Source organism: Amycolatopsis sp., assembly GCF_035276945.1.
Lineage (GTDB): Bacteria > Actinomycetota > Actinomycetes > Mycobacteriales > Pseudonocardiaceae > Amycolatopsis_E.
The window spans coordinates 105,150-124,943 of the sequence record NZ_DATELF010000020.1 but is presented as its reverse complement, the minus strand read 5'-3'; the positions used below and the strand labels follow the sequence as shown (position 1 = coordinate 124,943).

General features: G+C 69.9%; 15 protein-coding genes. 13 read left to right on the top strand and 2 right to left on the bottom strand.

The features are described 5' to 3' along the window. The first annotated feature begins 90 nt into the window (after positions 1-90). From VJT49_RS02720 to VJT49_RS02695, 6 genes are all read left to right on the top strand, one after another. A complete protein-coding gene (locus VJT49_RS02720; RefSeq protein ID WP_324162775.1) occupies positions 91-1,680 on the top strand; it encodes a DAK2 domain-containing protein in 1,590 nt (529 codons plus the stop codon). Between the two features lies 1 nt (position 1,681). Continuing rightward, complete coding sequence (recG, locus tag VJT49_RS02715) at positions 1,682-3,838, top strand: ATP-dependent DNA helicase RecG (protein WP_324162773.1); 2,157 nt, start codon at positions 1,682-1,684, stop codon at positions 3,836-3,838. Between the two features lie 426 nt (positions 3,839-4,264). Next, the gene (locus tag VJT49_RS02710; RefSeq protein ID WP_324162771.1) at positions 4,265-4,819 is read left to right on the top strand and encodes a hypothetical protein; all 555 of its coding nucleotides are present in this window, start codon (positions 4,265-4,267) and stop codon (positions 4,817-4,819) included. Between the two features lie 10 nt (positions 4,820-4,829). Beyond that, a complete protein-coding gene (locus VJT49_RS02705; RefSeq protein ID WP_324162768.1) occupies positions 4,830-5,990 on the top strand; it encodes an erythromycin esterase family protein in 1,161 nt (386 codons plus the stop codon). Between the two features lie 310 nt (positions 5,991-6,300). Further along, a complete protein-coding gene (locus tag VJT49_RS02700) occupies positions 6,301-9,675 on the top strand; it encodes a pyruvate carboxylase (protein WP_324162766.1) in 3,375 nt (1,124 codons plus the stop codon). Positions 9,676-9,745: 70 nt separating this feature from the next. Further along, positions 9,746-11,065: a cyclopropane-fatty-acyl-phospholipid synthase family protein gene (locus VJT49_RS02695; RefSeq protein ID WP_324162764.1), complete on the top strand. Its 1,320-nt coding sequence runs from the start codon at positions 9,746-9,748 to the stop codon at positions 11,063-11,065. 231 nt (positions 11,066-11,296) lie between these two features. On the opposite strand, the gene VJT49_RS02690 is transcribed toward VJT49_RS02695, so the two are convergent. Both VJT49_RS02690 and VJT49_RS02685 read right to left on the bottom strand, forming a co-directional pair. Next, positions 11,297-12,295, bottom strand: a complete 999-nt coding sequence (locus VJT49_RS02690; protein ID WP_324162762.1) for an LLM class flavin-dependent oxidoreductase — start codon at positions 12,293-12,295, stop codon at positions 11,297-11,299. Positions 12,296-12,464: 169 nt separating this feature from the next. After that, positions 12,465-14,588: a HelD family protein gene (locus VJT49_RS02685; protein WP_324162759.1), complete on the bottom strand. Its 2,124-nt coding sequence runs from the start codon at positions 14,586-14,588 to the stop codon at positions 12,465-12,467. 141 nt (positions 14,589-14,729) lie between these two features. Here VJT49_RS02685 and rsmD point away from each other — a divergent pair, with 141 nt between their 5' ends. The 7 genes from rsmD (at position 14,730) to mutM (ending at position 19,784) form a co-directional block, all read left to right on the top strand. After that, positions 14,730-15,305, top strand: coding sequence for a 16S rRNA (guanine(966)-N(2))-methyltransferase RsmD (gene rsmD, locus VJT49_RS02680; protein WP_324162757.1), 576 nt, complete (start codon positions 14,730-14,732; stop codon positions 15,303-15,305). 22 nt (positions 15,306-15,327) lie between these two features. Further along, positions 15,328-15,813, top strand: coding sequence for a pantetheine-phosphate adenylyltransferase (gene coaD, locus VJT49_RS02675; protein WP_324162755.1), 486 nt, complete (start codon positions 15,328-15,330; stop codon positions 15,811-15,813). Positions 15,814-16,081: 268 nt separating this feature from the next. Next, the gene (locus tag VJT49_RS02670) at positions 16,082-16,768 is read left to right on the top strand and encodes a DivIVA domain-containing protein (protein WP_324162751.1); all 687 of its coding nucleotides are present in this window, start codon (positions 16,082-16,084) and stop codon (positions 16,766-16,768) included. 44 nt (positions 16,769-16,812) lie between these two features. Then, positions 16,813-17,358: a YceD family protein gene (locus VJT49_RS02665; protein WP_324162749.1), complete on the top strand. Its 546-nt coding sequence runs from the start codon at positions 16,813-16,815 to the stop codon at positions 17,356-17,358. Between the two features lie 95 nt (positions 17,359-17,453). Next, positions 17,454-17,636 (top strand): 50S ribosomal protein L32, encoded by a 183-nt coding sequence (gene rpmF / locus VJT49_RS02660; protein WP_324162747.1) that lies wholly within the window; start codon positions 17,454-17,456, stop codon positions 17,634-17,636. Between the two features lie 14 nt (positions 17,637-17,650). Next, positions 17,651-18,397 (top strand): ribonuclease III, encoded by a 747-nt coding sequence (rnc, locus tag VJT49_RS02655; protein ID WP_324162745.1) that lies wholly within the window; start codon positions 17,651-17,653, stop codon positions 18,395-18,397. A gap of 529 nt (positions 18,398-18,926) precedes the next feature. Beyond that, positions 18,927-19,784: a bifunctional DNA-formamidopyrimidine glycosylase/DNA-(apurinic or apyrimidinic site) lyase gene (gene mutM, locus VJT49_RS02650; RefSeq protein WP_324162743.1), complete on the top strand. Its 858-nt coding sequence runs from the start codon at positions 18,927-18,929 to the stop codon at positions 19,782-19,784. The last annotated feature ends 10 nt before the right edge of the window (positions 19,785-19,794 follow it).

Here is a 19,794-nt window from a genome sequence, read left to right as displayed (position 1 = left end):
GGAAAGTCAAAGCCCGACCATGGTAACCAGTGCTCCCGGTAACTGTCGGACCGGGTCGCTACCCTGGGGCTGACCTGGGAGGAGGCAGGAGTGGACAAGGCGGCGGTGCAGGCCTGGGCGTGGGCCTGCGTGCACAGCCTCGACGTGCTGCGCCCGGCGATCAACGGGATCAACGTGTACCCCGTCGCCGACTCCGACACCGGGTCGAACCTGCTGCACACGATGACCGGCGCGAGCCAGGCGCTGGCGGCCGAGCCCGGGGTGAGCGGGGCGGGGCAGGCGCTGGCCGTGCTCGCCCGCGGCGCGCTGCACGCGGCCAAGGGCAACTCCGGGGTGATCATCTCCCAGGTGCTGCGTGGTCTGGCCGAGGCCGCGCGGGAGGCCGGGGAGTTGGACGGGCCCACGCTGGCGAAGGCGCTCGTGCACGCGGACAAGGTGGCCACGGAGGCGGTCGCGCGGCCGGTGGCGGGCACGATGCTGACCGTCATGCACGCGGTCGCGGACGCGGTGTCCGGTGAGCCGCACCCGCTGGGCGATGTCGTCAAGGTCGCCGCGAAGGCCGCGTCGGAGGCGCTGGAACAGACCCCGCAGCAGTTGCCGGTGCTGGCTTCGGCCGGGGTGGTGGACGCCGGTGCCCGCGGCCTGGTCGCGGTGCTCGACGCGCTGGCCGCCGTGGCCAACGGCACTTCCGTCGAGCCCGTCCCGGCCCGAGAAACGGCGCCGCTCGCGGACGCCGAGCCCGCGCCGTACGCGTGGGAGGTCATGTATGTCCTGGAGGGTGAGCCCGACCTGTCGGCGTTCCGCCGCGCGCTGAGCGGGCTCGGTGACAGCGTGACGGTGGCCGGCGACGGCATGGGTGGCTACGCGGTCCACGTGCACTGCGCGGACATCGGCGCGGCCATCGAGGCTGGTCTGGACCACGGCCGCCCCCGCCGGATCCGGGTCGAGCCGCTGGTCACGCCCACCCCGCTGGAGCCGGCGGGGCCGGACCGCGAGGTGGCGGCGGTGGTGCACGGCGAAGGCCTGGCCGAACTGCTGCGTGCCGAGGGCGTCGCCGTGCTAGCGGTGCCCTCGGGCGCCGTGCCGAGCGTGGAGGAGTTGCTCGGCCTGATCGTCGAGCGCGCCGTCGGGCATGTCACCGTGCTCGCCGGTGGTCCGGAACTGACCACGGCGGCGGACGACACGGCGGGCCACCCGATGATCGGCGACCGGGACGTCGTGGTGATCCCGTGCATGTCACCGGTCCAGGTGCTGGCCGCCCTCGCCGTACACGATCCGGCCCGGCGCGCGAACGACGACGTGGTGGCGATGGCCGAGGCGGCCGCGGCCACCAGGCGAGGCGAACTCGTTGTGGCGCAGGAGGAATCGATAACCTGGGTGGGGCGGGCACATCCCGGTGACCTGATCGGCTTCGTCGACGGCGAGGTCGTGCTCGTCGAGCCGGCCGCGCGGCGGCCGGAAGTCGACCGGGCGGCTTGCCTGGTCACCGCGGCCATGACCGTGCTGAACCGGATGCTCGGCGCCGGCGGCGAACTGGTCACCGTGCTGACCGGGGAGGCCGCGCCCGAGGGGCTGGCCGAAGAGCTCGCGGACCGGTTGCGGGCCGGGCGGCCCGAGGTGGAGCTCGTGAGCTACCCCGGTGGCCAGACCGACGCCGTGCTGCTGATCGGGGTGGAGTGAGATGACCGTTCTGGGTGACAAGCTGACGATGCTGCTCGGCAAGTCGACGGCCAAGGCGCTGGGCGAGCAGCTCGGCCTGCACACGGTGGGCGACCTGCTCCGCCACTACCCGCGCCGCTATGCCGAACGCGGCGAGCTGACCGACATCGCCGGCCTGGAGATCGGCGAGCACGCCACCGTGATGGCGAGGGTCGAGAAGGTCGAGAAGCGGCGGATGCGCAACAAGCCCGGCTGGCTCACCGAAATGGTGATCAGCGACGGCAACCGCAGGGTCTCCTGCGCCTTTTTCGGCAACAACACGCTGCGGGACCGGGAGCTCCGCGTCGGCCGCATCGGATTGTTCGCGGGCAAGGTCAACGTGTTCCGCAAGACACTGCAACTGGCCAACCCCGAGTACCAGCTGCTCGACAGCGACGACGCGGGCGCGGTGGACGACTTCGTGGGCGAGCTGATCCCGGTCTACCCGGCGGCTTCCGGGCTTCCGTCCTGGGGGATCGCCCATTGTGTGCGCCAGATCCTGGCCACTTTGGAGCGCGAAGAGGACCCGATGCCGTCGGAGCTGCTGGCCAGGTACGGGCTGATGGATCTCTTCGACGCCCTCCATGCGGTCCACCGCCCGGTCGACCGCGGCGCGATCGCCTCCGCGCACCGCCGCCTCAAGTGGGACGAGGCGATGGCGGTGCAGCTGATCTTCGCGCAACGCCGGTACTCCGCGGTTTCCCGGCTCGCGCGGGCCTGCCCGCGCAAGCCCGGCGGTCTGCTCGACGCCTTCGACCGGCGGCTGCCCTTCGAGCTCACCGCGGGGCAGCGCGAGGTGGGGGCGAAGATCGAACACGACCTGTCCGGGCAGCATCCGATGAACCGGCTGCTCCAGGGCGAGGTGGGCAGCGGCAAGACGGTTGTGGCCCTGCGCGCGATGCTCCAGGTCGTGGACTCCGGACGGCAGTGCGCGATGCTCGCACCCACCGAGGTGCTGGCCGCGCAGCACGCCCGATCCCTGCGGGAAATGCTCGGAGACCTGGGCGCGGCGGGGGAACTGGGCGCGGCCGAAGAGGCGACGAAGGTGACGCTGCTGACGGGGTCGTTACCGGCCAGGGAACGCAAGCAGGCGCTGCTGGACACCGCCAGCGGCGAGGCCGGCATCGTGGTGGGCACGCACGCGCTGATCCAGGATTCGGTCTCCTTCGCCGATCTGGGTTTCGTCGTGGTGGACGAGCAGCACCGGTTCGGCGTCGAGCAGCGGGACGCGCTGCGGTCCAGGGGTGCCAACTTCACCAGCCCGCACGTGCTGGTGATGACGGCGACCCCGATCCCGCGCACGGTCGCGATGACGGTGTACGGCGACCTGGAAACCTCGTCGCTGCGGGAGATGCCGGCCGGGCGTTCGCCGATCGCCACCACCGTGGTGCCGGTGTCGGAGAAGCCGTTTTGGCTGGACCGGGTGTGGCAGCGGGTCGTCGAGGAGGTCGGCAAGGGGCACCAGGCCTATGTGGTGTGTCCCCGGATCGGCGACGAACCCCCGGCGAAGAACGGCGGTGACAAGCGGCCGGCGCTGGCGGTGCTCGACATGGCGGAGGAACTGTCCAGCGGGCCGCTGTCGGACCTCCGGCTGGGCGTGCTGCACGGGCGGCTGCCCAGCGACGAGAAGGACGCGGTGATGCGCGACTTCGCCGGCGGGAAGCGGGACGTGCTCGTGGCCACCACCGTGATCGAGGTCGGCGTGAACGTGCCGAACGCGACCATGATGGTCGTCCTGGACGCGGAACGGTTCGGTGTGAGCCAGTTGCACCAGTTGCGCGGCCGGGTCGGCCGTGGCGACGTGCCCGGCCTGTGCCTGCTGGTCACCGAGGTCCCGGAGGGCACGTCGACCCGGGACCGGCTGGCCGCGGTGGAGTCCACAACGGACGGTTTCGAACTGTCCAGGCTGGACCTCGAACTGCGCCGGGAGGGCGACATCCTGGGCTCGGCGCAGTCCGGCAGCCGCTCCGGCCTGAAACTCCTTTCGCTGCTGCGCGACGAGGAGGTCATCGCCGAGGCCCGCGCCCGGGCCCAGGAAATAGTCGCCGATGATCCAGCTCTGGGCAACCATCTCGGCCTCGCCCACCTCGTCTCCGCCGTCATCGACACCGACAGCGCCGAATACCTCGAAAAAACCTGACCCCCCGCGAGTCGGGCTTTCGCGTTGGGCGAGTCCGGCTTTCGCGCCGCGCGAGTCGGGCTTTCGTGTCGCGCGAGTCGGGGTTTTGTGTCGCGCGAGTCGGGCTTTTGTGTCGGGTGAGTTGGGGTTTCGCGTTGGGCGAGTCGGGGTTTCGTGCCAGGTGAGTCGGGCTTTCGCGCCAGGCGAGTCGGGCTTTCGCGATGGGCGAGTTGGGTTTTCGCGCCGCGCGAGTCGGGCTTTCGCGTCGGGTGAGTTGGGGTTTCGTGTCGGGCGAGTCGGGGTTTCGTGTCGGGCGAGTCCGGCTTTCGTGTGGGGTGAGCCCGACCCCCGATACGGCGGCTGGCCCTACCGACGAACCGGACGCCGTGAACTACGTTGGCGCCACGGAAAACGCGTTTCCTGCCCGGGCTGCACGGGGTCTGCCTGATGATCGGACCGGTTCTGTTCGTGCTGTCCACGTTCTTCTGGCTGCCGAACGGCAGCTACGGTGCCACCGCCGGCGCACTGATCGTGCTCTCTCTCGTGTTCTGGATCGCTGGGCTGCTCGGCGTCCTGGACACCTTGCGCGTGCGGATGCCGGTGTACTCGGGCCTGGTGCTGCTGGTGTTGGTGTACGGCGCGATCGGCGGGGCAACGATCAGTGCGCGCGGCCTGTTCGAGGAGACGATGCACTGGACGCGTCACGACTCGACGGCAGTGCTGTCGGCATCCGGGCTGGAGTCGAACGTGGTCTACTACTGGTCCGCTCCGCTGTTCCCGCTCGCCCTGCTCCTGATCGGCGCCGGGCTGGCGAGAACTCGTCTGGTGCCGCTGTGGACGGCCGGGCTGGTCTGCGTGGTCGGCGTCGCCTTCCCGCTGTCCCGGGTGCCGCGGGTTTCCTGGCTCGCGCACGTCGTTAACTTGATGATCGTCGTTGCGTTCGGCTACCTGGGCTACCTGTACGCCGGAAAACGTGTGGCCGGGGCCGCGCGGACCGCGTAGCTTCCGGACAATGCTGCCGTACAACGCCTTCGATCTGGACGACCTCGAACCGCTCGGTGAGTTGATCGGCGATGCGCGGATCGTGGCGATCGGCGAGAACAACCACCACATCCGTGAGTTCGGCGAGATGCGGGACCGGATCCTGCGGTTCCTGGTCGAGCGCAGGGGTTTCACCGTGCTCGGCTTCGAGTCGGGCTTCGCCGAAGGCCGTCTTGTCGACGAGTGGCTACACGGAGGTCCCGGCGACGTCGAGGACATCGGCCGCCACGGGTTCACCTTCACGCTCGGCGAATCGGCCGAGGTGCGCGAGATGCTCACCTGGCTTCGCGCGCAGGGCGGTGTGCGTTTCGCCGGGCTGGACGTGCCGGGTTCGGGAGGTTCGCCACTGCCCGCGCTGGCGGAAGTCCGGAAATACTTGGAGCACAAGGCTCCGGAGGCAGTGTCCTTCGTGGACGAAGCGATCGCCCGCACCGAGCCGTACTCCGCGGCCAGCAACGCGCTCGCGCCTGCCCGGTACAACTCGCTCGAACAGCCCCAGCGGGACGCGGCGATGGCGGCACTCGCGCGGCTGGTCGCGCACCTGGAGTCACTGGCACCGGTCTGTCCCGATTCCGCCGTGGCCTTGCACCACGCTCGTGGCGCCCTCCGGGTGGACACGTATCTGCGCGAACTTTCCGACCTGATGGCCGGCCGGGCCCCGGTCCTGCAGAGCAGTTCCCGGGACACCTATATGGCGCAGACCGTCCGGCTGCTGGGCGACGCCAGGATCGTCCTTATGGTCCATAATGGACACCTGCAGCGCGTGCCGGTCCGCTTGATGCCCACCGCGGTCACGCCGTCCATGGGCACTCACCTCGCCGCCGAACTCGGCGACGACTACTTCGCCCTCGCGCTGACGGCCGGCACCGGCACCACCACGGGCGTCCGGCCGGACCAGGACGAACGGCTCGGGTTCCGGGTGTACGAGCAGCCGCTCGACGATCCCGCGCCCCGTAGCGCGGAGCACGCCCTGTCCGGCCGGGGCCCGAGCCTCGTGAACCTTCGGGCCCTCCGGTCGACCGCCGGGCCGACGAGCATCCGCCACGCGCACCTGTACTCCGAAGTGGACGTCGTGTCGGCTTTCGACGCCCTGATCTACCTGCCGGAGATGCACAGCATCGCGGCCCGGTAGCCGGACGTTCCGGACTCGCGGGTCGCGGGAGGTGGACTCGCGGGTCGCGAAAGCTGGACTCGCGGGTCGCGGGAGGTGGACTCGCGGGCGATGGCCAGGCCGTCACCGGGGCGGGCGCCCCGGCACTCGGCAGTACCGCGTACGCGCCGGAAACCTCATGTTATTTCTTACTGCGCGGTTCCGGTTGTTGGTGAAATGTAACCAGGTGAGGGCGTTGTGTCCATCACGTGGGCATGAACTCCCGGTAACCGGGAATGACACGGTAACGTCAGTCACCTACCGATCCCGAACGCTCCAGGAAGGACCGGCCATGTTCCGCAAGGTGCTCGTCGCGAACCGGGGCGAGATCGCCATCCGAGCCTTCCGCGCCGCCTTTGAGCTCGGCGCGGGGACGGTCGCCGTGTTCCCGTACGAGGATCGCAATTCCCTGCACCGGCTCAAGGCCGACGAGGCGTACGAGATCGGAGAGCAGGGGCATCCGGTCCGGGCCTACCTGTCGGTGGACGAGATCGTCCGCGCCGCCCGGCAGGCCGGTGCGGACGCGGTCTACCCGGGCTACGGCTTTCTGTCCGAGAACCCGGACCTGGCCAGGGCGTGCGAGGAGGCCGGGATCGCCTTTGTCGGCCCGAGCGCGGAGATCCTCGAGCTGACCGGCAACAAGGCGCGCGCGGTCGCCGCGGCGCGCGAGGCGGGGGTGCCGGTGCTGGGGTCCTCGCGGCCGTCCACCGACGTGGACGCGCTCGTGGCGGCGGCCGGCGAAATCGGGTTCCCGGTGTTCGTCAAGGCGGTCGCCGGTGGCGGCGGCCGCGGGATGCGCCGCGTGGACGACCCGGCGACGCTGCGGGAGTCCATCGAGGCCGCCGCGCGCGAGGCGGAGTCGGCCTTCGGTGATGCCACGGTGTTCCTGGAGAAGGCCGTGGTCGAGCCGCGCCACATCGAGGTGCAGATCCTGGCCGACGGCGAGGGCAACGTCATCCACCTGTTCGAGCGGGACTGTTCGGTGCAGCGGCGGCACCAGAAGGTGGTGGAACTCGCCCCCGCGCCCAACCTCGACCCGGAGCTGCGGGAGCGGATCTGCGCCGACGCGGTCGCGTTCGCCCGTAGGATCGGTTACCGCAACGCGGGCACGGTGGAGTTCCTGCTCGACCGCGACGGCAACCACGTCTTCATCGAGATGAACCCGCGGATCCAGGTCGAGCACACGGTGACCGAGGAGGTCACCGACGTCGATCTGGTCTCCTCGCAGCTGCGGATCGCGGCCGGGGAGACGCTGGCCGACCTGGGGCTCTCGCAGGACGGGATCTACCTGCGCGGCGCGGCGCTGCAGTGCCGGATCACCACCGAGGACCCGGCCAACGGGTTCCGCCCGGACACCGGGATGATCAGCGCCTACCGCTCGCCGGGCGGCTCGGGCATCCGGCTCGACGGCGGCACCGCCTTCTCCGGCACGGAGATCAGCGCGCACTTCGACTCGATGCTGGTGAAGCTGACCTGCCGGGGCCGGGACTTCGGCACCGCGGTCCGCCGCGCACGCCGGGCGGTCGCCGAGTTCCGGATCCGCGGGGTGTCCACGAACATCCCGTTCCTGCAGGCCGTGCTCGACGACCCGGACTTCCGGGCGGGCCGCGTGACCACCTCGTTCATCGAGCAGCGGCCGCACCTGCTCACCGCGCGTCATTCCGCCGACCGCGGCACCCGCTTGCTGACCTATCTCGCCGACGTCACGGTGAACAAGCCCAACGGCGAACGTCCTCGCCTGATCGATCCGGCGGCGAAGCTGCCGCGGGTGCCGGTCGGGGAGCCGCCTGCCGGATCGAAGCAGAAGCTCACCGCGCTCGGCCCGGAGGGGTTCGCCCGGTGGATGCGGGAATCGCCCACCGTGGGCGTCACCGACACGACCTTCCGCGACGCGCACCAGTCGTTGCTGGCCACCCGCGTCCGGACGAAGGACCTGATCGCGGTCGCACCCGTCGTCGCGCGCACCGTGCCGAACCTGCTGTCGCTGGAATGCTGGGGCGGTGCCACCTACGACGTCGCGCTGCGCTTTCTCGCCGAGGACCCGTGGGACCGGCTGGCCAAACTGCGGGCGGCGGTCCCCAACATCTGCCTCCAGATGCTACTGCGCGGCCGCAACACGGTCGGTTACACGCCTTACCCGACCGAGGTGACCAACGCCTTCGTCGAGGAGGCCACCGCCACCGGCATCGACATCTTCCGCATCTTCGACGCGCTCAACGACGTCGAGCAGATGCGGCCCGCGATCGAGGCCGTTCGTGAGACCGGCACGGCGGTCGCCGAGGTCGCGCTGTGCTACACCTCGGACCTCTCGGATCCGGGCGAGAAGCTGTACACATTGGACTACTACCTGAAGCTGGCCGAGCAGATCGTCGGCGCGGGCGCGCATGTGCTGGCCATCAAGGACATGGCCGGGCTGCTCAGGGCGCCCGCCGCGGCGAAGCTGGTTGCCGCGTTGCGCAAGGAGTTCGACCTGCCGGTGCACATCCACACCCACGACACGGCGGGCGGCCAGCTGGCGACCTATCTGTCGGCCATCAACGCCGGCGCGGACGCGGTGGACGGCGCGGTGGCGTCGATGTCGGGGACGACGTCGCAGCCGTCGCTGTCGGCCATCGTGGCCGCGACCGATCATTCCGAGCGGCCGACCGGGCTGAGCCTGCGCGCTGTCGGGGACCTCGAGCCGTACTGGGAGATCGTGCGGAAGATCTACGCTCCGTTCGAGGCCGGGCTCGCCTCGCCCACCGGGCGCGTCTACGACCACGAGATCCCCGGCGGCCAGCTGTCGAACCTGCGCACCCAGGCGAAGGCGCTGGGCCTCGGCGACCGGTTCGAGGAGATCGAGGCGATGTACGCCGCCGCGGACCGGATGCTGGGCAGGCTGGTCAAGGTGACCCCGTCGTCCAAAGTGGTCGGTGATCTCGCCCTGCACCTGGTCGGCGCGGGCGTTTCGCCGGAGAAGTTCGAGACCGAGCCGAACCGCTACGACATCCCGGACTCGGTCATCGGGTTCCTCCGCGGCGAGCTGGGCGACCCGCCCGGCGGGTGGCCCGAGCCCTTCCGCACCAAGGCGTTACGGGGCCGCGCCGAGCCCAAGCCCGTTTCGGATCTGTCCCTGCAAGACCGCCGGGCCCTCGCCGAGAACCGCCGTGCCACCCTCAACCGGCTGTTGTTCCCCGGGCCGACGAAGGAGTTCGAGACGCACCGGGAGGCCTACGGCGACACCAGCGTGCTGCCCAGCAAGGACTTCTTCTACGGGCTGCGGCCTGGGGAGGAGTACTCGGTGGACCTGGAGCCCGGGGTGCGGCTGATCATCGAGTTGGAGGCGATCGGCGAGGCCGACGAGCGCGGTATGCGCACGGTCATGTCCACACTCAACGGCCAGCTGCGGCCGATCCAGGTGCGGGACCGCTCGGTCGCCTCCGACCTGCCCACGGCGGAGAAGGCCGACAAGAACAACCCCAAGCAGGTCGCCGCGCCGTTCGCCGGGGTGGTCACGCTGTCGGTGGCCGAGGGTGACGAGGTGGCCGCCGGTGCCACGGTCGCGACCATCGAGGCGATGAAGATGGAAGCCGCGATCACCGCGCCCAGTGCCGGCAAGGTCGGCCGGCTGGCCATCAACGCCGTGCAACAGGTCGAGGGCGGGGATCTGCTCATCGTGCTGGAGTAGGCCCCGATGGTGGTTTTCGCCACCCGTTTTCCACGGGCGGAAAGACAATGAACGTGCTTGAATCCATTGTGTGATCAGTGCGCATGGGGTCGCGGGTACCTTGGCGGATCTGGTGTCCACCGTGCTGGGCGACGAACTGCCGATTCGATTCCGGTGCTGGGACGGCAGCGTGGCCGGGCTGCCGGACGCGCCCATCCGGCTCACCTTCCGGCATCGCCGTGCCCTGCGCAGGCTGGTCTGGGCGCCGAACGAACTCGGCCTCGCCCGCGCGTACGTCTCCGGGGAGCTCGACGTCGAAGGCGACTTCGTGGACACGCTCACCGGGCTTTACCGGCTGATCAGCGACGGCTCGCTGCGCGCCGAACTCGGCTGGGCGGCCAGGCGCGACGTGGTCCGCGCCGTCGCGCGGGTCGGCGCGGTCGGCCTGCCGCCGAAACCACCGGCCGAGGAGATCAGGCTGACGGGCCGGATCCACTCGACGCGCCGTGACGCCCGGGCGATCAGCCATCACTACGACGTCGGGAATGATTTCTACGCGCTCGTTCTCGGCCCGTCGATGACGTATTCGTGCGCCTATTGGGACGATACGGCCGGAACGCTCGAACGGGCGCAAATCGCCAAGGTGGATCTGGTGGCCCGCAAGCTCGGGCTCACCGAGGGCATGCGGGTGCTCGACGTCGGCTGTGGCTGGGGCACCTTCGTCCTGCACGCCGCGCGGGAATACGGCGTGCGCGCCGTGGGCATCACGCTTTCCCAGGAACAGGCCCGGTTCGCGCGCAAGCGGGCCGCCGAGGAAGGGCTGGCGGACCGGGTCGAGATCCGGGTCCAGGACTACCGGCACGTGCCCGACGGGCCGTTCGACGCGATCGCCAGCATCGGCATGGCCGAGCACGTCGGTGAGGCGATGCTCCCGACCTACGGCCGGACGCTGTTCGACCTGCTCCGCCCGGAGGGCCGGTTGCTCAACCACGCGATCGCGCAAAATCCGCTGGTGCCGCCGCGGCCGGACCGGACGTCGTTCATCTCCCGGTACGTGTTCCCGGACGGCGAACTGGAGCCGTTGAGCGTGGTGATCGGCGCGCTCGAGGAGTCGGGTTTCGAGGTGCGGGACGTCGAATCGCTTCGCGAGCACTACGGGCGCACTCTGCGCGCTTGGGTGGCGAACCTGGACGAGCGCTGGGCCGAGGCCGTGCGTCTGAGCAGCCCCGGCCGGGCCCGGGTGTGGCGGCTCTACATGGCGGCCTCCGCGCTGGCCTTCGAAGGCGGCCGGATCGGGGTCAACCAGGTACTCGCGATCAAGCCCGGCGAACACGGCGCGAGCGGTATGCCCGCCACCCGCGCCGCGCTGCTGTCAGGCCGCTGGCCGGGTATTCCGCACATGAGCCGCTGACCTGCGGTGATACCCGGGAGATCATCTTGGTGCGGCCCGCTGAACAGCCGAAACGTGTCCATGTGCGGAGAACCGGGGTTAGGAGTGCGCTGAACAATGCCGATTTTGGGTGTTTATCACTTCAAAAAGGCTAGGTCAAAGACTTGCCATCCGAGACGAAACAATGTTATTCAGCGGTGCTCCGAGCGCTTTGTTTTCGGCCGGCGCCCGCGCGCGGGCACCAATTGTGAGTCAGTGCGTCAAATCCGCGACGAGTTCGTAGGAGCGCAGCCGGTCTTCGTGGCCGTGCGTCATGGTCGTGATGATCAGCTCGTCGGCGCCGGTGTCGGAAACCAGTTCTTCCAAGCCTTTCCGGACCGTCTCGGGCGCGCCGATGATGTTGCTGTCCATCCGGCCGGCGATGATCTGCCGTTCCACCTCGGTGTACGGGTAGGCGGCCGCCGCCTCGGGGGACGGTAGCGGGATCGGGCGGCCCCGGCTCAGGCTCAGGAAGGTCAGGCCGCTGGGCGCGGCGAGCCATTCCGCGCGTTCGTCCGTCTCGGCGCAGAACACGGCCGCGCCCAGCGCCAGGTACGGTTCGGGCAGTGTCGCCGAAGGGCGGAAGGACTCGCGGTAGAGCCGGACCGCGGGCAGCGTGTTCCGCGCGCTGAAATGGTGGGCGAAGGCGAACGGCAGCCCGAGCATCCCGGCCAGCTGTGCGCTGAACCCGCTCGACCCGAGCAGCCAGAACGGCGGCTTGTTCCCGGCCGCGGGAACCGCGTTGACCGCGCGGCCCTCGTCCGGCTCGAAGTAGGCCATCAGCTCGGCAAGTTGCTGCGGGAAGTCCTCCGCGCTCAGCGCCGCGCGTGAGCCACGGACCGCGAGCGCCGTGCGCTGGTCTGTGCCGGGCGCGCGGCCGATGCCGAGGTCGATACGACCGGGGTGCAGGGCCTCCAGCATGCCGAACTGCTCGGCCACGATCAGCGGCGCGTGGTTGGGCAGCATGATCCCACCGGAGCCGACCCGGATCCGCTCGGTCGCGTCGGCCACGTGCGAGATCAGCACCACGGTGGCCGAACTCGCGATGCCCGGCATGTTGTGGTGCTCGGCGACCCAGTAGCGGTGGTACCCGAGCCGTTCGGTGTGCCGGGCCAGGTCGATCGTGTTGCGCAGGGCCGTACCCGCGTCACTCCCGTCGGGGATCGGCGCCAGGTCGAGCACGGAGAGCCGGACATCGCTGAGAGAACTCACGGTCAATCCCAACGCGGCTCGCGTCCGGTTCCTTCCCGGGTGAACACGCCTCACGCATCTCCGCGATCGTGTTCAGGACATCATCGGCCCTGACCGCCGAGCGGGCCGCGATGGCGCGCCCGTTCCAGCGTCGGCGTTTCGGCTTCACCGGTGTGGGGCATGGACGGCGTCACAGCCAGTCGCGGTTGGTCGCCAGCACGGTGAGCTGCTGGGTGGCGCGGGTGAGCGCGACGTAGAGGACCCGGCGGCCGGTGGTGGACTCCGTGATCAATTCGGTCGGCTCGACGAGCACCACGGCGTCGTACTCCAGGCCCTTGGAATCCAGGCTGCCGACCACCTTGAGCCGCTCGTCGCCGAAGTTCCGCAGCCAGTCGGCGACCTCGGGCACCCGGTCCATCGCGCAGATCACGCCGACCGTGCCCTCGACCGCGTCCATCAGCTCCTTGGTCGCGGTCAGGACGCCGTCCTCCAGTCCGGCCGGGTCGACCATCCGCACGTCCGGTTGGATGCCGGTGGTCCGCACCGCCTTCGGCAGGTCGCCCTCCTCGGCGTGCCCGGCGACCACCCGCGCGGCCAGGTCGAAGATCTCCGCGGAGTTCCGGTAGTTGGTGCGCAGGGTGTACCGCCGCCGTGGGGTGCGCAGCCCGAACGCCTGGTCACGCGCCTGCGCGGCCTCCCCGGGGTCGGGCCAGGAACTCTGCACCGGATCGCCGACCACCGTCCAGCTCGCGTATTTGCCGCGACGGCCGACCATCCGCCACTGCATGGGCGACAGGTCCTGCGACTCGTCCACCACGATGTGTGAGTACTCGTCGTAGTGTTCCGGCCGATGCGGCCCGTGCTGCTCGGTGCCTCTGGCGGGCGGCGCCGCGTCGAGCTCGACGGCCTGTAGCCGGCGGCGGCGTTTCGGCGGCGGGCCGAGCAGGACGCGCAGCTCGTCGAGCAGGGCGATGTCCGCGACCGTCCGTTCGTGGGACTCCTCACCGAACGACGCCGCGAGCAGCTCGACCTCGCCGGAGTTGAGCACGCCCTTGGCGGCGCGCGAAAGGCGGGGCGCCTCGCCGAGCCACCGCAGGATCTCGCCCGGGTAGAGCACCGGCCACCACACGACCAGGAACCGGTGGAAGTCGATCCGCTCGCCGAGTTCGGTGATCAGCTCCTGCCGGTCGACCGACCTGCCGTCGGCGCGCGCGTTCTCCTCCGCCTTGTCCGCCAACGCCTCCAGCAGCGTCTCGGCGGCCCGCACCCGCGAGCGGTTGGGCGGCCCGCCCTGGGTATGGACCTTGCGGCGGACCTTCTCGAGCTCTTTGCCCTGCAGCTTCAGGACTTCGCCGCGGTAGACGATGCGCATTTCGTCCGGCACGTCCGGCGGGGCCTCGCGCAACGCCCGCAGCAGCACCTTGCGCATCCGCAGCGAGCCCTTGATCGCCGCCAGCGGCGCCGGATCCTGGCGGGTGGCGACCACACGGTCGAGCACTTCGCCGAGCGCGCGCAGTTCGACATTGGTCTCGCCCATCGACGGCAGCACGCGGGAGATGTAGTTCGTGAACACCCCGGACGGGCCGATCACCAGAACCCCGGCGCCCCCGAGCTGGCGGCGGTGCCGGTAGAGCAGGTACGCCGCGCGGTGCAGCGCGACCGCGGTCTTGCCGGTGCCCGGGCCGCCGGTGATTTCGGTGACACCTCGCCACGGCGCCCGGATCACCTCGTCCTGCTCGCGCTGGATGGTGGCGACGATGTCGCGCATCTTCTCCCCGCGCGACCGGCCAAGCGCCGCCATCAGCGCGCCTTCGCCGACGATCCGCATGTTCTCGGGCACGGCGTCGGGGATCAGCACGTCGTCATCCACGTCGAGCACCGTCTGGCCCGAGCAGCGGATCACCCGGCGGCGCACCACGTCCATCGGCGTCTCGGCGGTGCCCTGGTAGAACGCGGCCGCGGCGGGCGCGCGCCAGTCGGTGACCAGGTTGTCGAACTCGGCGTCGCGGATGCCCAGCCTGCCGATGTAGATCAGCTCCCCGGTGGTCTGGTCGAGCCGGCCGAACACGAGCCCTTCGTATTCGGCGTCCAGGGTCTGCAGCGTCTGATTGGCGTGGAACACCATCAGGTCGCGCTCGAACAGCATGGATGCCTGCTCGAAAACCGCCTCACGCTGGGCGCCGTGCCCCAGTTCGTAACCCTTGGCACGCATTGCCTCGGCTTGCGCCCGAAGCTCGGCGAGACGGGTGTACACGCGATCGACGTGGCTTTGCTCGATGGCGATCTCGGCCCGTCTGACCCGAGGTTCCGACACGCAGCGCTCCTACAGCTCACTCGCCGGCAACAGGAAGAACGACTCTACGCTGAACCTGTCGCGAATTGGCGTGGCGGTCCCGGTCTGCCGCCCTCCGTCGCGCGAAAACGGGAGAAAACACCCTGCGGAAAGGTGGTGTGGGTGACCAGGATCGTCGCCGGAAGGGCGGGAGGCAGACGGCTCAAGGTGCCGTCGCGGGGAACCCGGCCGACCTCGGAGCGGGTGCGGGAAGCGCTGTTCAACGCACTCGAAGCGGGCGGGGAGCTGCGGGACGCGCGGGTGCTGGACCTGTACGCCGGTTCCGGTGCGCTCGGCCTGGAGGCGTTGTCCCGTGGCGCGTCCGAGGCGCTGTTCGTCGAGGCGGACCGGAAGGCGGTGCGGGTCCTGCGCGAAAACGTCGCCGAGGTCGGGCTCGGTGGCTGGGTGCGGGCCGGGAACGTGGAGATGGTGCTGGCCCACGAATCGCCCGCCGCGCCGTTCGACATCGTGTTCGCCGATCCGCCCTACGTGCTCGACGGCGCGCGGATCAGCGCGATGCTCACCTCGCTGGCCAAGGGCGGGTGGATCGTGGACGACGGCCTGGTCGTGCTCGAGCGCTCCACCCGGGACAGCGAGCCGGACTGGCCGCGTGGCTACGAACTGATTCGCAGCATGCGGCACGGCGACACCGTCATGTACTGGGCGGAGTACGTCACGTCCGCGGGCCGGGAGGGCTGAGGGCTTGATAGCGTCGGGCACCATGCGGCGAGCGGTGTGTCCCGGCTCCTACGACCCGGCGACCAACGGGCATCTGGACATCATCGAACGGGCCGCCAAGCTCTTCGACGAAGTCGTGGTGGCCGTGCTGGTCAACCCGAACAAGAAGGGCCTGTTCCCGATCGAGGAGCGGCTCGAAATCCTGCGCGAGATCACCGCGGGGCTGCCGAACGTGCGGGTCGACTCCTGGCAGGGGCTGCTCGTCGACTACTGCCGCCAGCACGGGATCATCGTGATCGCCAAGGGCCTGCGCTCGGTCAGCGACTTCGACTACGAGCTGCAGATGGCGCAGATGAACCGTGAGCTGTCCGGGGTGGAGACCCTGCTGATGTCGAACAACCCGGCCTACGGTTTCGTGTCCAGTTCACTGGTCAAGGAGATCGCGAGCTACGGCGGCGACGTGAAGAACCTGGTGCCCGACGTGGTGTTCCAGCGCCTCTCCACGAAGCTCGCCCGCCCGGACAGCTGAGCCCGCCCGTCGCCCACCGCCACCCTCGACGGAGACGCCGCGCGTCAGCTCGTGCCGCCGGGCACCGAGTCGGCGTGGGTCGACCGGGACCGCGAGTACGGGCTGCTGGCCGGGGGTGAGCGGTGATGGCGGTCCCGCCGAAGCCGAAGCGGATGAGTGACGACGACGTTCGGCGTCACAGACACGCCGGGGGCTCATCCGTGGCCTTTCCCGGCCGAGCGGGCAGACTGGAACAAGCCAGTGGGGAAGGGCTATCAAGGGAGTTGCCGTGTACCGGGTTTTCGAGGCTCTTGACGAGCTCGTGACCATCGTCGAAGAGGCACGCGGGGTGCCGATGACGTCCAGTTGCGTCGTCCCTCGCGGAGACCTGCTGGAGCTCCTCGACGAAATCCGGGACGCGCTGCCCCGCGAGGTCGACGACGCGCAGGACGTACTCGACAAGCGCGACGACCTGATCGAGCAGGCACGCGCCGAGGCCGGGCGCACGCTGGCCGACGCGAACGCCCAAGCCGAGCGCCTGCTCGCCGAGGCACAGGCCCGCGCGGAGGGCATCATGGCCGACGCGCGGGCCGAGGCCGACCGCACGATCGCCGCGGGACAGGCCGAGTACCACAAGCTCACCGACCGCTCCCGGGCCGAATCCGACCGGGTGATCCAGGCCGGCCGGGAGGCCTACGAGCGGGCGATCGAGGACGCGCGGCACGAGCAGGCCCGCCTGGTCTCCCAGACGGAGGTCGTGCAGGCCGCGCACGCGGAGTCGGCGCGGATCGTCGACGAGGCGCACGTGGAGGCCGACCGGCAGCGCACCGAATGCGACGTCTACGTCGACGGCAAGCTGGCCGAGTTCTCCGAACTGCTCGCCACCACCCTGCGCACCGTCGATTCTGGCCGCAACCACCTGCGCACCCCGGGAAATTTCCCCGGCCGCGGCCAGGTCTATGACTTCCAGCCCTGACGGCATCACGCACCCGTGGCCGGCGTGCGTATCCTTGATGGGTCATGTCTGATCAGAAGAGTCCCTGGGTCGTCGACACACGTGAACTCGGCCGCCGCGCGGGCCTGAGCCGCGAGGTGCACCGGGCCGTCCCGGTCACGAAGGCGCTCGGCGTGCCCGACGTCATCGTCGTGCCCGAGGGTGCCGAAGTGGTGCTCGACCTGCTGCTGGAGTCGGTCGTGGAGGGCGTGCTGGTGACCGGCACGGCCTCGGCGCCCACCGCCGGTGCCTGCTCGCGCTGCCTCGACCCGATCGGCGGAAAGGTCGAGGTCGAGCTGACCGAGCTGTTCGCCTACCCGGACTCCACCACCGAGGCCACGACCGAAGAAGACGAGGTCAGCCACCTCGTGGACGACCGGATCGACCTCGAACCGATCGTGCGGGACGCCGTCGTGCTGGCCCTGCCGCAGGTGCCGCTGTGCGGTGAGGACTGCCCTGGATTGTGCCCGGAGTGTGGTGGGAAGTGGGCCGATCTCGAGCCCGGACACGGGCATGAGACGATAGACCCTCGGTGGGCCGCACTGGTCGAACGTTTCGGCGATTCCACTTAGTGGCGCAGCCCTCGGGCGAAGGCTTGACGAGTATTGGCTCGCAAAGCAAACCAGGCTCGCGCGAGCGAGCGAACACCTGATGAGGAGATCTAGTCGTGGCCGTCCCGAAGCGGAAGATGTCGCGAGCGAACACGCGCTCCCGCCGTGCCCAGTGGAAGGCGACCCCGGTGCAGCTGGCGCCCTGCTCCAACCGCGCCTGCCGGCAGCTCAAGCCGCCGCAGGTGGCCTGCCCGACCTGTGGCCAGTACGCCGGCCGCCAGGTTGTCGAGCCCGCCTGAGGTCGCTGACCGATATGGGGGGTAAGTCGAAGCCGGGACCGGCTACCGACCCAGCACCGTTACTGGAAGCGCTCGGCGTCACCGTGGACGCCGAGCTGCTGACCCTCGCGCTGACGCATCGCTCCTATGCGTACGAGAACGGTGGGCTGCCGCCGAACGAGCGGCTCGAGTTCCTGGGCGACGCCGTGCTCGGCCTGGTCGTCACCGATCATCTCTACCGGACGCATCCCGAGCTGCCCGAAGGTCAGCTGGCGAAGCTGCGGGCCAGCGTGGTGAACATGCATGCGCTGGCCGGTGTGGCACGCGCCCTCGGGCCGGGCGGGCTCGGCGCCCATCTGCTGCTGGGCAAGGGCGAGGAGCTCACCGGCGGCCGGGGCAAGGCGAGCATCCTCGCGGACGGGCTGGAGGCGCTCATCGGCGCGGTCTACCTGCAGCACGGGATCGAAGCCGGCCGTGGTCTGGTGCACCGGCTGTTCGACGGGCTGCTGGCCGAGGCGCCGCTGCGGGGTGCGGGGCTGGACTGGAAGACCAGCCTGCAGGAGCTCACCGCGCAGGCCGGGCTCGGCGTGCCCGAGTACAAGGTCGAGGACACCGGCCCGGATCACCGCAAGGAGTTCACCGCCACCGTGCTCATCGGCGGCCGCGATCTCGGCCGCGGGGAGGGCACCACGAAGAAGGAAGCCGAGCAGAAGTCCGCCGAGGCCGCTTGGCGCGCCCTTACCGAAGAGTTCAAGCCGAAATCCGAAGACGACGCCGAGTAGCCCGGCGACTCGCCGTTGCCGGGCTCAGCGGAAGCGGCTGGTGTCGAGGTGCCTCTCGATCGGCTTGGGGAGGTAGAACGGTCTCGTTGAACGGCAGCGTGGCGCCGCGCTGGTACTCGTCGTCGGCGGGTGCTGAGTAGTCACACGTGGACGGGGTTCGTCCCAGCGGTCGATCAGCAGGTAGGCCTCCACGCCACCTCGTGCGTAAGGCCTCTTCTTGGTGCTTCGGTCCGGGACGGGACCGTCCTTCGAAATGATCTCCACCTCATCAGGGCGTCTGTGGACAGCACGACTGTTTCTTCTTCCGGGTTGTCCACCAGTTCTTCGGGGACGACCACAATATTCGGGATGGAGCAACGCCTTTCCCCCGGCGATCTGTAATCCGAGCGTGTGGTGGATGCCCCACTCGTCGGGAAGGGCGCGGACGAGTTGCTTCGTTACCAGGGTGGAGATCAGGGTGGAGATGCTGTGCGCACAGCCTGGCGGCGTCTTTTCCTGTCAGGAGTGTCCCCTGGGGTAGGGTCCTGTCGTGCCTGAGCTTCCCGAGGTCGAGGTGGTGCGCGCCGGGTTGCAGGCGCACGTGGCGGGCCGCGTCATAGCCAAGGCCGAGGTGCTGCACCCGAGGGCGATCCGGCGGCACGAACTGGGCGCCGAGGATTTCACGGGGCGGCTCGAAGGCGTCCGGATCGAGGCCGCGCGCCGCCGGGGCAAGTACCTCTGGCTGGAGCTGGGGGAGGCTCAGGCGGTTTTGGCGCACCTGGGGATGAGCGGGCAGATGCTCGTCCAGCCCGAGGGCGCTCCCGACGAGAAACACCTTCGTGTGCGCTTCCGCTTCGCCGATGGTGGCCCGGAACTACGCTTCGTCGACCAGCGCACCTTCGGCGGGCTCGCGCTGGCCGAGCTGGTCGACTCCGAAGGCGAATCGCTTCCGTCGACGATCGCGCACATCTCCAGGGACCCGATGGACCCGGCCTTCGACCCCTCGGCGGCCGTGCGTGCGCTGCGGTCGAGGCGTACGGAGGTCAAGCGTGCCCTGCTCGACCAGACGCTGGTGTCCGGCATCGGCAACATCTACGCCGACGAGGCGCTCTGGCGCGCGCGCCTGCACGGGGCCAGGCCCACCGAGCGGCTGACCCGCGCCCAGGGCACGGCGGTGCTCGAGGCCGCCGGCGAGGTCATGGCCGAGGCGCTGCGGGCGGGCGGGACGTCGTTCGACGCACTGTATGTGAACATCAACGGGCAGTCCGGATACTTCGACCGCTCACTGAACGTGTACGGCCAGGCCGACAAACCCTGCCGCCGCTGCGGCACCCCGATCCGCCGGGAGCCGTTCATGAACCGGTCGTCCTACCTCTGCCCGCGCTGCCAGCCGAAACCACGTTGTTAGGAACAGGGCA

Bases quoted from the DNA above. Each gene is read 5' to 3' on its own strand.
- recG (WP_324162773.1), top strand. From the start codon at position 1,682: ATGACCGTTCTGGGTGACAAGCTGACGATGCTGCTCGGCAAGTCGACG.
- VJT49_RS02710 (WP_324162771.1), top strand. From the start codon at position 4,265: ATGATCGGACCGGTTCTGTTCGTGCTGTCCACGTTCTTCTGGCTGCCG.
- VJT49_RS02665 (WP_324162749.1), top strand. From the start codon at position 16,813: ATGTCTGATCAGAAGAGTCCCTGGGTCGTCGACACACGTGAACTCGGC.
- VJT49_RS02705 (WP_324162768.1), top strand. From the start codon at position 4,830: ATGCTGCCGTACAACGCCTTCGATCTGGACGACCTCGAACCGCTCGGT.
- VJT49_RS02700 (WP_324162766.1), top strand. From the start codon at position 6,301: ATGTTCCGCAAGGTGCTCGTCGCGAACCGGGGCGAGATCGCCATCCGA.
- coaD (WP_324162755.1), top strand. From the start codon at position 15,328: ATGCGGCGAGCGGTGTGTCCCGGCTCCTACGACCCGGCGACCAACGGG.
- rnc (WP_324162745.1), top strand. From the start codon at position 17,651: ATGGGGGGTAAGTCGAAGCCGGGACCGGCTACCGACCCAGCACCGTTA.